Origin of the sequence: Bacillus sp. COPE52 (genome assembly GCF_003355115.1) — a bacterium.
GTDB classification, from domain to species: Bacteria; Bacillota; Bacilli; order Bacillales; family Bacillaceae_G; genus Bacillus_A; species Bacillus_A toyonensis.
In genome coordinates, this window is record NZ_CP031292.1 from 617,711 (window position 1) to 634,941 (window position 17,231).

General features: G+C 34.6%; 14 protein-coding genes. 12 read left to right on the plus strand and 2 right to left on the minus strand.

Features of this window, described 5'->3' with window-relative positions:
• Positions 1-21: 21 nt before the first annotated feature.
• From DPQ31_RS03070 to DPQ31_RS03120, 11 genes are all read left to right on the plus strand, one after another.
• On the plus strand, positions 22-1,398 hold the full coding sequence (locus DPQ31_RS03070; protein ID WP_097957575.1) for an ABC transporter substrate-binding protein: 1,377 nt from the start codon (positions 22-24) through the stop codon (positions 1,396-1,398).
• Between the two features lie 418 nt (positions 1,399-1,816).
• The gene (locus DPQ31_RS03075; RefSeq protein WP_208731535.1) at positions 1,817-2,521 is read left to right on the plus strand and encodes a metallophosphoesterase family protein; all 705 of its coding nucleotides are present in this window, start codon (positions 1,817-1,819) and stop codon (positions 2,519-2,521) included.
• A gap of 212 nt (positions 2,522-2,733) precedes the next feature.
• Positions 2,734-3,405 carry a response regulator transcription factor gene (locus DPQ31_RS03080; protein ID WP_001238627.1) on the plus strand — a complete coding sequence of 224 codons (672 nt, stop codon included), beginning with the start codon at positions 2,734-2,736 and terminating at the stop codon, positions 3,403-3,405.
• A gap of 11 nt (positions 3,406-3,416) precedes the next feature.
• Positions 3,417-4,652, plus strand: a complete 1,236-nt coding sequence (locus tag DPQ31_RS03085; RefSeq protein WP_141523607.1) for a sensor histidine kinase — start codon at positions 3,417-3,419, stop codon at positions 4,650-4,652.
• A gap of 368 nt (positions 4,653-5,020) precedes the next feature.
• On the plus strand, positions 5,021-5,842 hold the full coding sequence (locus DPQ31_RS03090) for a hypothetical protein (protein WP_016107496.1): 822 nt from the start codon (positions 5,021-5,023) through the stop codon (positions 5,840-5,842).
• Positions 5,843-5,855: 13 nt separating this feature from the next.
• Entirely contained in the window at positions 5,856-6,602 is a 747-nt protein-coding gene (locus DPQ31_RS03095; RefSeq protein ID WP_208731536.1) for a C39 family peptidase, read from the plus strand.
• 436 nt (positions 6,603-7,038) lie between these two features.
• On the plus strand, positions 7,039-8,880 hold the full coding sequence (locus DPQ31_RS03100; RefSeq protein ID WP_371399761.1) for a methyl-accepting chemotaxis protein: 1,842 nt from the start codon (positions 7,039-7,041) through the stop codon (positions 8,878-8,880).
• Between the two features lie 78 nt (positions 8,881-8,958).
• Positions 8,959-10,563, plus strand: a complete 1,605-nt coding sequence (locus DPQ31_RS03105; RefSeq protein WP_208731537.1) for a sensor histidine kinase — start codon at positions 8,959-8,961, stop codon at positions 10,561-10,563.
• Entirely contained in the window at positions 10,560-11,267 is a 708-nt protein-coding gene (locus DPQ31_RS03110; RefSeq protein ID WP_087969869.1) for a response regulator, read from the plus strand. The genes DPQ31_RS03105 and DPQ31_RS03110 overlap by 4 nt, the downstream gene beginning before the upstream one ends.
• Positions 11,268-11,389: 122 nt before the next feature.
• Positions 11,390-12,736, plus strand: a complete 1,347-nt coding sequence (locus tag DPQ31_RS03115) for a 2-hydroxycarboxylate transporter family protein (RefSeq protein ID WP_000512713.1) — start codon at positions 11,390-11,392, stop codon at positions 12,734-12,736.
• A gap of 59 nt (positions 12,737-12,795) precedes the next feature.
• Positions 12,796-13,998, plus strand: a complete 1,203-nt coding sequence (locus DPQ31_RS03120) for an NAD(P)-dependent malic enzyme (RefSeq protein WP_098711627.1) — start codon at positions 12,796-12,798, stop codon at positions 13,996-13,998.
• Between the two features lie 141 nt (positions 13,999-14,139).
• Here the strand turns inward: DPQ31_RS03120 and DPQ31_RS03125 are convergent, their stop codons facing one another.
• Positions 14,140-14,664, minus strand: coding sequence for a DUF4871 domain-containing protein (locus DPQ31_RS03125; RefSeq protein WP_000719665.1), 525 nt, complete (start codon positions 14,662-14,664; stop codon positions 14,140-14,142).
• Positions 14,665-14,780: 116 nt separating this feature from the next.
• Positions 14,781-15,707, minus strand: a complete 927-nt coding sequence (locus tag DPQ31_RS03130) for a DMT family transporter (protein WP_097957600.1) — start codon at positions 15,705-15,707, stop codon at positions 14,781-14,783.
• Between the two features lie 120 nt (positions 15,708-15,827).
• On the opposite strand from DPQ31_RS03130, the gene DPQ31_RS03135 reads away from it, so the two are divergent.
• Complete coding sequence (locus DPQ31_RS03135) at positions 15,828-17,228, plus strand: MocR-like pyridoxine biosynthesis transcription factor PdxR (protein ID WP_199632426.1); 1,401 nt, start codon at positions 15,828-15,830, stop codon at positions 17,226-17,228.
• The last annotated feature ends 3 nt before the right edge of the window (positions 17,229-17,231 follow it).

The following is a 17,231-nucleotide window of genomic DNA, read 5'->3' on the forward strand; positions in this document are numbered from 1 at the left end:
ATAGGAAAAGGTGGGATTGAGATGAGTTTATTGAAAAAAAGTGCTGCTCTTTTAATGGCAGCCACAATGGCATTAACTGGGGCTGCTTGTTCAAATAGTAAAACAGAGGGGAAACCTGAAGCGCAGGCAAAAGTAGCACCAGTTGAAAAAAATGGTGATAAAACTGTAATTCGTTTTTGGCATGCGATGGGTGGAAAAACACAAGGTGTACTAGATGGGCTTGTTGCAGACTATAATAAATCGCAGAATAAGTACGAGATAAAGGCAGAGTTTCAAGGAACATACGAAGAGTCTTTAACGAAGTTTAAAACGATGTCTGCTACGAAAGAAGCTCCAGCTCTTGTTCAATCGAGTGAAATTACAACGAAATATATGATTGATAGCAAAAAGATTACGCCTATCGATAGTTGGATTAAAAAAGATAAGTACGATACATCAAAATTAGAAAAAGCAATTACAAATTATTATTCAGTTGATGGAAAAATGTATTCTATGCCATTTAATTCATCTACGCCAGTATTAATTTATAATAAAGATGCTTTTGCAAAGGCTGGGTTAGATCCAGAGAAAGCTCCACAAACATATGCTGAATTAAAAGAAGCCGCGAAAAAGTTAACGATTAAAGAAGGCGGAAATGTAAAACAATATGGATTCTCTATGCTCAATTATGGTTGGTTCTTTGAAGAATTGTTAGCGACACAAGGGGCTTTATATGTAGATAATGAAAATGGCCGTAAAGATGCTGCAAAGAAAGCGGTATTTAACGGTAAAGAAGGACAGAAAGTATTTGGAATGTTAGATGAATTGAATAAAGCTGGTGCACTAGGAAAGTATGGAGCAAGTTGGGATGATATTCGTGCCGCGTTCCAATCTGGACAAGTTGCTATGTATTTAGATTCTTCAGCAGGTGTTCGTGATTTAATCGATGCATCTAAGTTTAATGTAGGTGTTTCGTATATTCCGTATCCAGAAGATTCAAAGCGAAATGGTGTTGTAATTGGCGGTGCATCATTATGGATGACGAATATGGTTTCAGAAGAAACGCAGCAAGGTGCATGGGACTTTATGAAATATTTAACGAAGCCAGACGTACAAGCAAAATGGCATACTGCAACAGGATATTTCTCAATTAATCCAGATGCATATAATGAATCGTTAGTAAAAGAGCAATATGAAAAATATCCACAGCTAAAAGTAACAGTAGAACAATTACAAGCGACGAAGCAATCTCCAGCAACTCAAGGTGCATTAATTAATGTATTCCCAGAATCACGAGATGCAGTTGTAAAAGCATTAGAAGCAATGTATGACGGAAAGAATAGTAAAGAAGCGTTGGATGAAGCTGCAAAAGCAACAGATAGAGCGATTAGCATTTCAGCTCGTACGAGCCAAAAATAAAAGAAAGCCGTATCCTAAAGGGATACGGCTTTCTTTATAGGGAGATAAGGGATCAAAGAAATGATGAACTCTTATCTCTTTTATATGAGTAAAGGGTCTAGAATGAATATTGTCCTTTTCATTATTTATTTAACTCCATTGCAACTTGTTTACCATTTACGAAAACCTCTACCACCGCTACTACAACTTCCATCACTTTTTTCATATCTCATCTCTCCTTGTTTTTTGTTTCATTTCTTACTTTTAGTATAAGGAAATATAGTAATTACAACTATCGAATTGAATGACAAGAGACTTACAGTGTTGTAAGGAAATTAGCTGCATTTGTAATAATAATACTTTCTAGTAATTGAGTTCAGAAAATTCCTTTAAATAAAGTTATAATTAGAAATAACTTTATTTAGAAAGAAGGAGAAAAATGAATAGGATACTTGTCATTAGTGATATTCATGGAGGGATTGATAAATTTAAAAAGTTACTTGAGGAAATACAATACAACGCAAAACAAGATCAATTAATTCTATTAGGGGATTATGTGGATCGTGGTCCGAATGCACGTGCTGTACTTGAAAAGGTGAAAGAGCTAAAAGAAGAAGGAGCATTCGTTTTAAAGGGAAATCATGAAGATATGATGATTAAAGCGCTAACGACAGATGAGGAACGTTCATGGAACCATTGGGTAAAAAGAAATGGTGGAGATAAAACGTTATATAGCTATGGATTTGTAGAAGAAGATATTGCAGTTAATGAAGGGGACTTCCAAAAGCCAATTTTACAATCTCACGTATTAGAGGAACATGTAAAATTTATTCAAGAATTAGATCATTACATTGAAACAGAAGAGTATATATTTGTACATGCTGGTGTTGAGCCAATGAAACGAGTTTCTGAATCTGAACCATATACGTTAATGTGGATCCGTAATGAATTTCATAGTGGGTATAGTGGCGAAAAGGTTGTTGTATTTGGCCATACGGAAACAAAAACGCTTCATGGTAGTGAGAATTGCGGAGTATATTTTGGTAGTAATCGTATTATTGGAGTTGATGGCGGGGCTGTGTATGGCGGTCAATTAAATTGTTTGGAGTTGCCGAGTAAAAAGGTGTACGTAGTAAAAAATTGAAAGAGATAAGGGGAATCTTATTTCTTTCAATTTTTTATTAAGCAAAATTTAAGAAAGAGTTTTTATAATAAAGGCTCAAAATTTTATATCTAGCAAAAACTTAGAAGGAAATAGTTGAAAATGAAATTACATAATAGGATTACATTCTTTCGTTATGAAGAGCAGAAATGTAATAATAAATAGAATTGAACTATAGTATGGAAGGTGAGAATATGCGCTTACTTGTAGTAGAAGATAATGCTTCGTTATTAGAGTCTATCGTACAAATTTTGCGTGATGAATTTGAAGTAGATACAGCGTTAAATGGAGAAGATGGATTGTTTTTGGCAATGCAAAACATTTATGATGCAATTTTACTTGATGTGATGATGCCAGGAATGGACGGGTTTGAAGTAATTCAAAAAATACGTGATGAAAGAATTGAAACGCCAGTCCTGTTTTTAACAGCAAGAGATTCTTTAGAAGATCGAGTGAAAGGATTGGATTTTGGCGGAGACGACTATATCGTAAAGCCGTTTCAAGCACCAGAACTAAAGGCGAGAATTCGTGCTTTATTACGCAGAAGTGGTAGTTTAACAACAAAGCAGACAATTCGATATAAAGGAATTGAATTGTTTGGAAAAGATAAAGATGTTCAAGTAGAGGGACAAGATATTAAGTTGACATTAAAACAATATGAGCTTTTAGAGTATCTCATTCAAAATAGCGGAAAGATTTTAATGCGTGAACAAATTTTCGATCGTGTTTGGGGATTTGATTCAGATACGACAGTAGCAATTGTAGAAGTGTATGTGCATCATTTACGTAAAAAATTAGAGCCATTCGGTTATCAGAAAGATATTCAAACTGTTCGTGGTATTGGATATATATTAAAAGAGAAATGAAAAAAGGAAGTATGTTTCAAAAAACACGCATTCGTCTGACTATAGTGAACTCATTAGTATTTATCCTATTAATAGGAGTATTAGGTAGTATTGTTTATTCGTACACATATAAGCGTATTTATAATGAAGTGGATCAATCTATAAAAATGATGGCTCAGTATGGAGAAAAACTAGATGTTAAAATACCACCAAGAAAACGCATGGAGAATATCCAAATTGGAGATCCGCGGGTAACTAGAATAACTTGGAATGGGAAAATAGTGAAAATAGAGGGCGATAATCGTAAATTTCGTTCTATTTTTGAAGAGAATTTGGAAAAGTTTTCTCCAAAAAAGTTAGAGGATTTGCAAGATATTGAAGTGCAAGGACGATATTTTAGAGCATTTGCGCTTCAAAAAGATGGAGAAATAGTTCAAATCGTGCGAGATATAACAGCGGAAGAAGGAATGTTAAATACTTTATTTTTAATTCTCGTTATAGGTTGTGGTATAGGAAGTCTCTGTGCAATAGGTATCGGCTTTTTCCTAGCTGGCAGAGCACTCATACCGATTCAAAATTCATGGGAGAAGCAGCAGCAGTTCGTTTCCGATGCATCGCATGAATTAAGAACGCCACTTGCAGTTATTCAATCAAAAACGGATGTGTTATTTCAGTCACCATCCGCTACGATAGAGGAAAAAGCGATGGACATTTCTACAATATCTAAGGAATGCAGGCGGTTATCGAAACTAGTTAGCAACTTATTGTTGTTAGCACGTTCGGATTCTAATCAAATTGAGATGGATAAAAAAACATTTGAAATGGGTAAATTGTTAGAAGAAATAGTAGATCCATATAAAGAAATTGCTTCTTATCAAGAAAAAGAGATGATATTAAAAGTAGAACGTAACATGTCTTTTATGGGTGATAGAGAACGGATTCATCAAATGATGGTCATATTGTTAGATAATGCGATGAAATATACGAATGAAGGCGGTCATATTCGAATTGATTGCACACAAACGAGCAGCTTGATTTGTATACAGGTGAAAGATGATGGGATAGGCGTGAAAGTAGAGGATATCCCCAAATTATTTGATCGTTTTTATCAAGGGGATAAAGCAAGGAGTACATCAGAGGGAGCTGGATTAGGTCTTTCAATCGCCAAGTGGATTGTAGAAAAGCATTACGGAAAAATATTAGTAGAGAGCAAATGGGGAGAGGGTACTTGTTTTGAAGTAGTGCTCCCTAAAAATCAAAAAATATAAGTAAGAAGACGATCTTGTTTTTACAAGTTCGTCTTTTTTTAAGGAAAAGTTAAGAAACTATTTATATTATGTATTGCATAAAGAAAGATCGTTACATGAAGAAGAGATTAGAGAGGTGTATGTGAGTAAATTTTTTAAATCATAATGTTATCTCAGGCAGTGATGAGATGTATGTATAGTATTAAAAAAATGATCCCGCTATTTTCCGGGCAGTAAAACTCCCACCTTAAACCTCGGCTGGAGTCGGGTTGTTCGTAAATGCCCGATTGGTGAAGGCTAATATTCAGTGGAAGATGAAGCTTCCCACTGAGTATAGTTTCACTTTATGGGAATGATGGGAAAGAAAGTATAAGAGGGAGGAATTAGTTTTGAAGAAGAAAATGATGACGGTATTCACTATTGGAGTAATGAGTTTAAGTATATTAGGCGGTGCCTCTCCTTCTGAAACATCGAAAGGAAAGACAGACTATGCGCAGCGCAGTAAAGAGCAATTAAACAATGGAAAGATACATGCAATAAATACAGAAGAAAAAGCAGAGAAATTAGGTATTGAAACGGAAGGAAAAGAACAAATTACGCTAGAAAAAGAAATTCATGAAACAGAAGTAGGCAGAGAAGCCGAACAGTTAGGGATTTCGATTGAAGGAAAAGATGTTGGAATTCTTTCAGAAGAAATCTATGAAACAAAAGTGAAGCAAGAAGCGTTAAACTTAGGGATATCTGTAGAGAACAAATCGATTGTGGATTTAATAAGCCAAATCAATGCAATCAAAATTAATAACGAAGCAGAGAAATTAGGCGTTTCGACTGAAGGAAAAGAAATAGAAGAGGTTGCGGAAGAGATTTATGGAACGAAAGTAAGAGAAGAAGCAGGAAAGTTAGATATTTCTCAAAAAGGAAAAGAGATAGAAGAGTTAGCGCAAGAAGTGTACGAACAAAAAGTACAGGCAGAAGCAAAAAAATATCATATTGATTTGTATGGTAAAGATATATATCAAGTATTAAGAGAAATTAATGAGCAAAAAGTGCTACAAATGGCAGATGAGCTTAATATGGACAAAATGAATATGAACATTCAAGAATTAGCAGAAAAAATAAAAAGAGATCAGCCTGAAAAAGGAAAAGAACTAAATTTTGTACCGATGGTTCGAACGGATGCTGACGCGTTTTATTCTTATTTAACGAATTAAAAAGGGCGTGAGAGTGATACGAAAATTGAAGTGGTATATATGCATAGCTTTACTTGGCGTAGCAGTATGGAGTGTATATACAAATGGAATCACAAAGTATATGGAGAAATTAACATCCTTCATACAAAGCGGAAAAAGAACGGAGTTTAGTAATAATGATGAAAAGATCCTCTTATCAAATGTGCCTTTAATTCAGCAGTTACCAGAGCTGGATAGAGGGTGTGAAGTGACAAGTTTAGCAATGATGTTACAATACGCAGGCGTTTCAGTAGATAAGATGAAATTAGCAAATGAAATAAAAGAAGTTGATTTTATGGTTGATGGTGTACGCGGAAATCCGAATGAAGGGTTTGTAGGAAATATTTATACCTTTTCTGAATCCGGTTATGGTGTATATCATGGGCCACTTTTTCAGTTAGCGAAAAAATATTTATCTAATAAAGCTGTGGATTTAACAGGAAAGAGTATAGAGGAAATGTATAAGAGTGTAAAAGCAGGGCAACCGGTAGTCATGATTACAAATGCAACATATGCCCCTTTAGATGAAGATGAATTTACTACATGGAAAACAAATAGTGGGGATGTTTCTATTACATATAATGAACATTGTGTTGTACTTATTGGGTACGATAAGGAATCTGTATATATTCGAGACCCGCTTGATGATAGCTTAGATGTGAAAGTACCAAGAGAAAACTTTGAACAGGCATGGGTGCAAATGGGGAGTCAGGCAATTAGTTATGTAAAGAGCTCTAAATAAATTAGGACGGAGAGTTTTAACAATATAGCTATAAGGTGAAGGATAGAGATTTAAGGATTATAAGAAAAGTTTTGTAGGGTGTTTTGTTTGGAATAGAAGCTGTTAAGAAATAAGAGAACTTTAGCATATATAATGCTAAAGTTCTCTTATTTTTATGATTAAAATGCTTAGAAGTAGTGAATATGTAAAAATGCATAATTGACGAAAAAATTACATGTTATCATTATATATTGTTTTATATATGTTAATTGTATAAAATTACACAAGTATTCACATTACATAAAGGAGGCTTATTATGCAAAATATATTTAACTGGGTTAAATGTATGAGTATCAAGAAAAAATTAATCATTTCATTTTTTATTATTTTAACTATACCAGGACTTATTATCGGTGGTGTTTCATATCAAACTGCCAAAACAAATTTTGAACATCAAATGACAGATAAAGCAAAGGAGAATATTTCAGTTTTAAATACTGTTATTTCTCAAAATATAGAAGAGAAATTTGTTGATGCGACGTACTTTGCAGACATCTTAACAGAGGATACATATCTAAATGGACAAGAAGAAATAGTAAGAACGAAGTTAGCACAATATATAAAGCTTCATCCAGAAGTAGAAGGTATTTATATTGGAGCGCAGACGGGGAAGTTTATAAGAGAACCATTTATTCAAATGTCTGATGGCTATAATCCAACAGATAGATCATGGTATAAAGAAGCGCATGAAAATAAAGGAAAGGTAATTGTTACTGCACCGTATCAATCAGCATCTACAAAAAATATGGTAGTGACAGTTGCTAAAGAAGTAAAAGATGGTAAAGGTGTTATAGGTATTAACTTGAATTTGAATAACATCCTAAAGGTTTCAAAAATGATTAATATTGGTGAAAAAGGCTATGCAGTTATTTTAGATCAAAATAAGCAAATTGTTAGTCATCCGTCTAGAAAGCCTGGTTCAAAGGTTACTGATCCTTGGATTAAACCAATTTATGAAGATAAACAAGGAAATGTATCTTATACAGAACAAGATGATAAAAAGAATTTAATCTTTGCAACAAATGAGAAAACAGGATGGAAAATAGTTGGAGTTATGTTTGACGAAGAAATTATGCAAGCTGCCAGTCCAGTGTTTTATAAGACTTTGATTGTCATAGCTATCGCTATTGCATTTGGTAGTGTATTAATTTATTTCATTACAAATTCTATTACAAGGCCATTACGAAAAATAGCTGAATCGGCACATAAAATTAGTAAGGGAGATTTAACCGAGAAAATTACAATCCACTCCAAGGATGATATAGGGAAACTAGGGAATTCATTTAATGAAATGTCTACGTCTTTACAAGATGTGATTACCCAAATTAGCTTTTCAGCAGAGCATGTTGCAGCATCAGCAGAAGAGTTAACAGCGAGCGTACAGCAAGCGAATGATGCGACAGATCAAATTACAATTGCAATGGAACAAGTATCAGGTGGGGCTGAATCACAAAGCCAAGGTGTTGAAGAAGGCGCGGCTACATTACAACAAGTAAATACAGCAATTCAAGATGTAACTGGAAGCGCAGAGTCAATTTCTATTTCCTCATTACATGCGCGAGAAAGAGCTGAAGAGGGAGAAGATTTAGTTGAACAAACCGCAAAACAAATGCAGTCTATTTCTAGATCGGTATCCGAGTCAGATGCTATTATTAAACTTCTTGATGAGAAGTCAAAGCAAGTAGGAGCTATTTCTGAAGCAATTCAAAACATTGCAACTCAAACAAACTTATTAGCTTTAAATGCGGCTATTGAAGCAGCAAGAGCAGGTGAACAGGGACGAGGATTTGCTATTGTAGCCGATGAAGTTAGAAAATTAGCAGAGCAATCAGGAGAATCATCTGGAGAGATTGCAAATTTAATTGCAGAAATTAAGGCTGATATTGAACATACTGTTAAGGCAATGGATAATGTGAGTGGGGAAGTTCAACAAGGCTTAGATGTTGTAACAAAAACGAAAGTAAGTTTTACAGAAATTTTAAGTTCTACTACTCATATTGTTTCTCAAGTTAATCAAATGGTAGAAACAACGAGGAGAATCGCTGGAGATGCAAATGAAGTGACAAATGCTATTGATGAAATTGCAGCGGCTGCAGAAGAAAATACAGCTAGTATGCAAAGTGTTGCAGCTTCAACAGAAGAACAAGTAAATTCGATGGAAGAAATTAGTTCGGCTTCGCAAAACTTAGCTGAGATGGCCGAAGAACTACAAGCAATGACTAGTAAATTTAAAGTATAATAACAGCAAATAAGTAAGGTGAAAATAATATCACCTTACTTATTTTTCTATTCAGCAATTAGGGGAGTCATTAGTGGGATGAAAAAAAGAAAAAAACTATGGAATTTATGGAAAACGATTACATTGTTAGTTTGTACAGTTGTAATTTTTTCTTTACTTGTTACAGATATATTAATTAGTCATAATGTAGAGCGGACAACGGAGGATAGCCAGGCAGAGAAAGCAAAAACGATTGCCCATATTGTGGCGAATGATTCGATTGTAATTGATGGTTTGATTGGAAAAGCAGATACTTCTGCAATTCAAACGTATACAAATAGAATATTAAAAAACACAGGCGTTCAATTTATTGTAGTTATGGACATGAATGGAATAAGAAAATCACATCCAAACCCTCAAAAAATAGGTCATCATTTTATTGGAGGAGATGAAGGGCCTGCATTGAAAGGAAAGGAACATGTATCGCTAGCAGAAGGAACGTTAGGTATTTCAATGCGAGTGTTTGTACCTATATTTTCTGAAACAGGTGAACAACTTGGAGCGGTAGCCGTTGGTATCTCGGCAGATAATGTAAAAGAGAGAGTTAAGGAAAGTAGACATATTATTTATATCGGTGTCGGAGTTGGAGTACTAGTCGGAATTATAGGAGCAATATTGCTAGCTAGACATATAAAGAAAAGTTTATTCGGTCTTGAGCCGCACAGGATAGCGAAAATTCTTGAAGAAAGAAATACGATGTTACAATCTGTAAAGGAAGGCATTATTGCTGTAGATAAAGAGGCGAGAGTAACGTTAATTAATAATGAAGCGAAACGTCTATTTAAAAAAAGTGGACTTGAAGAAGATTTTATAGGTAAAGACGTTGAGCTATATATGCCGAATTCGCGTATAAAAGAAGTATTGCAAACGGGAGAGGTACAATTAAACGAAGAACAAAATATTTACGGAATTACGATTGTGACGAATCGTGTTCCTTTATATGTAAAAGGAGAAATAGTTGGCGCGATTGCAACATTTCGTGATAAAACAGAGATTAGAAAACTAGCAGAGGAACTAACTGGTATTAGGCTATATGCGGAAGCATTACGGGCACAATCTCATGAGTTTATGAATAAAATGCATGTCGTATTAGGGCTTACACATATGAAACAATATGAAGAATTACAAAAGTATATAAGTGGCATGGTATCAGAGCATCAATATGAAATTGGTGGAGTTATGAAAAGAATAAAAAGTCCAGTATTTGCTGGTTTTTTACTAGGTAAACTTAGCTATGCTAGGGAGAAAAATATTAAGTTAATTATAAGTGAAGATTCTTACTTGCCGGAAATATATGATGAAAGTATTACTCATGAACTTATTACGATTGTAGGGAACTTAATAGATAATGCATTAGAGGCAGTGATACATTGCAAAAAGAAACAAGTTGAAATTGGGGTGCAATATCAGAATACATTAACTATTACAGTGCAAGATACGGGGAAAGGTATAGAAGAAGACGAAGTGGATGCATTATTTACAAAAGGTTATTCCACAAAAGGGGATAATCGCGGTTATGGTTTGTATCTTGTAAAAGAAAGTATACAGCGAATAAATGGGGAGATTCACATTTTCTCCTTATTAGGAGAGGGAACAACGATAACAATTGAAATACCTAAAGGTAGGGATGAGAAGCAAATATGATTAAAGTTTTAATTGTAGAAGATGACCCGATGGTAGCAATGTTAAATACACATTATTTAGAGCAAGTAGGAGGATTCGAACTTGTTCAAGCAGTTAACTCAGTAAAATCGGCGATAGAAGTATTAGAGAAATCACAAATAGATTTAGTCTTACTTGATATTTTTATGCCTGAAGAGACTGGGTTTGAGCTTTTAATGTATATTCGGAATCAAGAAAAAGAAATCGATATTATGATGATTTCAGCTGTACATGATATGGGGAGTATTAAAAAAGCATTACAATATGGCGTAGTAGATTATTTAATTAAACCATTTACATTTGAACGATTTAAAGATGCATTGACTATATATCGAGAAAAACTTACTTTCATGAAAGAACAACAAAAAATTAGTCAATCGGAATTAGATTCGTTAATTTTACAAAAAGAAAAAAGAGAGCCTACTGTCAATAAAGAGCTCCCGAAAGGATTAACGAAGCAAACGTTGCAATTAATTTGGCAGAAGATCGAGTCACTGAATGGACGAGCGTTTACAACAGATGAAATGGCACAATTAGTAGGAATTTCAAGAGTTTCTATTCGAAAGTATGTAATGTTTTTGACTGAAATTGGAGTGTTAGAAAACGAAATGGTGTATCAGCATGTGGGAAGACCTGTAAGTAAATTAAGATGTGTTGATCAAAATAAAATAGGTTTTTACGTATAAGCGACTTATTATAAGTCGCTTATACTTTTTTTAATTACAAAACCAATTACAAAACTTACAAAAACTATTTTTACTATTGAAAGCGTTTTAATATTGTTATTAAGAAAACAAGGGGGTGCCATATGGGAATTCAAAAGAATGTGGAAGCGGTATCATTTGCTGAAGGAAATGAATTGAAAAATGAATCTTTCGCTTCTAAAATTATGAACGTTAAAATCGGTGTTATACCTTTACCGTTATATGTAGTATTGGCTGCTATTATTTATGGGGCATCTGTATATAATAAATTGCCAGCAGACATGATTGGTGGTTTTGCAGTTATTATGATCATGGGTATTTTCTTAGGTGACATTGGGATGAGAATTCCAATTTTAAAAAATATCGGTGGTCCAGCAATTCTCTCATTATTTATTCCATCATTACTTGTATTTTTTAACTGGATGAATCCAGCTTCAATGGAAGCTGCGACTATGTTAATGAAAAAATCGAACTTTTTATATTTATATATTTCTTGTTTAGTAGTCGGAAGTATTTTAGGAATGAATCGTAAAGTGTTAGTGCAAGGTTTCGTTCGTATGTTTATTCCTTTAGTAGTAGGAACGTTAGCTTCTGTAGCAGTAGGATTATTGGTCGGTTCACTATTCGGGTTTGAAATGAAGCATACATTCTTCTTTATTATCGTACCAATTGTGAGCGGTGGTATTGGAGAAGGGATTTTACCATTGTCATTAGCATACAGTGACATTTTAAATGAATCATCAGCAACATTCGTATCACAGCTTATTCCGGCAGCTATTATTGGGAATATGTTTGCAATCGTGAGTGCAGGGTATATGAAGCGTTTAGGTGAGAAGAGACCTGAGCTTAGTGGTAATGGTGTATTAGTGAAAACAGACAATCAAGCAGAATTATTAAAAGAACAAAATACAGAGAAGCCAATTGATTTCTCATTAATGGGAGCAGGTTTATTAATTGCATGTACGTTCTTCATCTTCGGAGGGTTTGCTTCTAAGTTCATCGGTATTCCTGGGGCAATCATTATGATTTTCTCAGCAGCACTTGTGAAATACTTTAAACTAATGCCAGCAAAAATGGAGCAAGGAGCATTCCATTTATATAAATTTATTTCAAAGAATTTAACTTGGCCGTTAATGGTCGGATTAGGATTGCTATATATTCCGTTAAAAGACGTAGCGGCAGTTCTTTCAGTGGGATATGTTGTTGTTTGTGCATCGGTTGTTCTTACAATGGTAGCATCAGGTTTTCTTATAGGAAAAGTGATGAAAATGTATCCAGTTGAATCAGCAATTGTAACTGGATGTCATAGCGGTTTAGGCGGAACTGGAGATGTTGCTATTTTATCAGCTTCAAATCGTATGGAATTAATGCCTTTCGCACAAATTTCGACGCGTTTAGGCGGGGCAGCAATGGTTGTAACAGCGACAATCTTATTAACAATGTTTTCATGATCAAACAAGCTAGCTATATTCATATAGCTAGCTTGTCAAATTAAGGGGAGATTATAAGTATGTTAGAAAATCAAATTAATGAAAGATCATTGTTATTGCATAAAGAGTTGGTAGGGAAAATTGAGATTACAAGTAAGGTAGAAGTTAATACAGCAGATGATTTAAGCCTGACTTATACACCAGGTGTAGCGGAGTCTTGTAAAGCAATTGCAGCAGATGAAGAAACAGCGTATGACTATACAGCAAGAGGGAATATGGTTGCAGTTGTTTCAGATGGAACAGCAGTACTTGGTTTAGGGAATATTGGACCGAAAGCGGCTATGCCTGTTATGGAAGGGAAAAGTATTTTATTTAAAAAGTTTGCGAATGTAGATGCTTTCCCGTTATGTTTAGGGACGACGAATGTGGATGAAATCGTTACCCTTGTGAAAAATTTAGAACCTACATTTGCAGGTATTAATTTAGAAGATATTGCAGCACCACGTTGCTTTGAAATTGAAAAACGATTAAAAGAAGAAACGAATATCCCTGTATTCCATGATGATCAACATGGAACAGCTATTGTCGTCTTAGCAGCTGTTATTAATGCATTAAAAGTTGTAAGTAAACAAATGGATGATGTGAAAATTGTTATTAACGGTGCGGGTTCGGCAGGAATTGCAATTGGAAAATTATTATTAAAAGCTGGTGCAAAACACATTACGTTAGTTAGCTTAGAAGGTATTGTTTGTGAAGGTGAAACATGGATGAACGAAGCGCAAATTGAAGTTTCAAAGAAGACAAATCGAGAATATGTGCGTGGAACATTAAAAGAAGCGATTCATCAGGCTGATATCTTTATTGGCGTATCTGCGCCTAACGTATTAACGAAAGAACTTGTAAAGACGATGAATGAGAAAGCGATTGTGTTTGCAATGGCAAATCCAATTCCAGAAATATTCCCAGAAGATGCATTAGAAGCTGGAGCTGCTGTAGTTGGAACTGGTCGTTCTGATTATTCAAATCAAGTAAATAATGTATTAGCGTTCCCTGGTATATTCCGTGGTGCTTTAGATGTACGCGCGACTGATATTACAGAAGAGATGAAATTAGCGGCAGCATATGGGATCGCTAACATAATTACGGACGAAGAGCGTAGTGCAAACTATGTAATTCCAAATCCATTAGATAAAAGAGTTGTTCCGAATGTTGCAGAAGCAGTAGCGAAAGCAGCCATAGATTCAGGTGTGGCACAAATTACGAAAATGCCAAGTTATAAATAGTAAAAAGCAGTGCCTTCGAGGCACTGCTTTTTTGAGGTAAGAAATCAAAATAATGAAGAAGTGTAGAGTTATTCGTGCTCCCGCATTATTTATCCCGCCCAAAATTCAGTGGATGCAAGGAAGTAGATTAGTTTTGACAACTTACTCAACAGTGATTACAAATTGATCATAATATTTTTCATTCACATATATATTTAATACCCATAATCCGGATGAAGGTAGCGATATAGTGAGAGGGAGTTCGTTTGTAGTAGAATCGATTGTATTTGAAGTAGTCCAAGTTTGTTTGGAAGTTTCTTGTTGATAGAGTATTGGTGTTGGAGTTACAGATCCTTGTTTTAGCGCGATAATAGATAAATTTCCAGTTGGTATTTCAGGGTCTAGAAAGTACCACATAATTTCATTTTGTTCATTTGCGACAATAGGTGTATCAGCAATTGCAATTCTTCTTTCAATCCCCTTTAAAGGTATCTTTCCGTCTACGAAGGAGGGCGCTTCTTCCCAATTTACATCTTTTAAAACACTAAGATGAAAAAAGGAAGGGGCGTTAACCTGAGATGATGATATTACTATGGCTTCTTTTTTTAGTGCTTTTGAATCAGGTTGGGCCTGTGTGCATCCAGTGATGAGAAAGGAGAAAAGTAGCATAGTTCCGATTTTTTTCATGGTGCCACGCTCCTAATTATTATTGTTAGTGTAATTGTATTTGCTAGATAGCGGGACAATTCCTTTAAAGTATAAAAAGAGGTCGTAAGTTTTGTACGACCTCTTTTGACATTTTTTTATATTTGTTCAGTTGTGTAGGTTGGCTCGGTCTCTTTTTGAGGCATCGTCAAAAAAATAACAGACAGAACGATACATACGCCGCCTAATAATTGATATGATCCAAACGATTCATTTAGCCAAGTGATTGAAACGATGGCTGCTACAAGTGGTTCAATACTAGATAAAATACTTGTTTCTGTTGCTGCTAAATATTTAAGACTACCAATATAAAGAAGGAAAGAAAGGGTCCCACTAATAATGATAAGAATAAGCATAGAAAAAGTTTTTAGTGTAAGAGTTTGTGAAAATTGATTCCACCCAAATGAACGATTATAAATAAGCAGTGCAATTCCTCCGATTAACATCCCCCACCCAATTACTACAGTTGTTCCGCATTCTTTAATGAGAGAAGCTGGATGAAGGGTATAAAATGCAAATCCAATTGCCGTTAATAGTCCGAAAATAATGGCTGCTTTGGATAAAACAATATTTTCGATTGAGCCATTTGTAATAATAAAGTATGTTCCTGTTAGCGCAGTTATAATTGCAAGTAGTTGCATAGAAGTAGGGAATTTTCTTTGCTGAAATGCAACATACATTGTAATAAGAACAGGGCCTAGAAATTGAAAGAGTGTTGCTGTGACAGCATTACTAATATGAACTGTTTCGATAAAGGCATATTGCGCACCGAGCATGCCAAGAATAGAGAAAATAATAAGCTGTATAGAATGTCTAGGATGTTTCCAAATTTGAAATATGTTTTGTTTCTTTATTAGTAGGATAGACAAAATAAATACTCCTGCAAGCAACAAGCGAATTGTTAAAAAATCAATTGATGATACGTTCGTATGTTGAAATAGCCATTGAATCATCGGTCCAGATAATCCCCATAATGTGGCTCCTGTAATAATCATAATGAGTCCAATACGTCTACTTTTGTTCATGATCATGCATCTCCTCTTTAGTATTTGATTTTTTATGTGTGACATGATAAAAGGAATTATATATAAAATCTGGTACTGTAAGAAGTATCAGGTTTTAGTTTTATTAAGGGGTCAGATATTATGTTAGAATTAACGCCTAATTTAAATATGAATGGTAAGAAGGCATTGTATGTGCAGTTGTACGAGTATATAAAAAAAGAAATTAAAAATGGAACGATTCTATCTTTTACGAAGTTACCGGCTAAGCGAAAGTTAGCAACACATTTACAAGTAAGTAAAAATACAGTAGAGGCAGCTTACGAGCAATTACTTGCAGAAGGTTATATTGAATCAATTTCGAGAAAAGGTTATTTTGTATGTAAGATTGAGCAAATGGTTCATGTAGAAGAAAACGAAGAGAGAATAGAAGAAGTACCCTTTCAGGAGAGGGATTATAAATTTGATTTCACACAAACAGGAGTCGATACAAATGCTTTTCCGTTCAATATGTATCGGAAAATTATAAATGACGTATGGCAGCCTCATAATAATGAGTTGCTCTTTCTTGGTCACCCACAAGGAGAATGGAGCTTAAGAGAAGAAATTGCGAACTATTTGTATGAATCTAGAGGTGTGCGTTGTGCAGCTAGTCAAATCGTATTAGGAGCGGGAACACAAATATTAGTGAAATTACTGTTTCAATTATTAAAGGGAAGTAATTATGCAGTTGAAAACCCAGGATATCATAGAAAAATGGTTGTTTTTGAACAGGGAGAAAAAAGAGTTCAAATGTTATCTTTGGATAGAGAGGGAATTTGTATTGTAGATTTAGAGAATAGCGATGCGAACGTTGTATTTGTTACTCCTTCTCATCAGTTTCCATGCGGAATGATTATGCCTATCACGAGAAGGATGCAGCTTTTACAATGGGCGAAGAAAGAAGAAGGTAGGTATATTATTGAAGATGATTACGATAGTGAATTTCGCTATTCGGGAAAACCTATACCGGCACTGCAAGGGTTAGATACAGACGGGAAAGTTATTTATATGGGGACGCTATCGAAAGCATTGTTGCCATCATTACGGATGAGCTATATGGTGTTACCAAAGAAATTGATTAAAAAGTATCAGCAACAATATTTATTTTATACACAAAGTGTTTCAAGAATGGATCAAGAAGTGATTAGAAGGTTTTTAAATGAAGGATATTGGGAAAAACATATTCATAAAATGCGTGTCGTCTATCGAAAGAAGAGAGATCGACTTGTTTTTGAACTAGAAAAGTACTTCTCAAATCGTGTTGAAGTGATAGGAGAAGATTCAGGATTGCACATTTTATTAAAGGTGCATAATGGAATGCGGGAAGAAGAATTAATTAAAGAAGCTGCGAAACATAGTATCAAAATATACCCTGTGTCTACGTACTATAAAGACGGTACTGCACCTGAAAATATAGTACTACTTGGATTTGCGATTTTATCAGAAGAAGAAATTGCGAAAGCGATTCAATTATTAAATAAGGCATGGTTTATAAAAAAGTAAAAA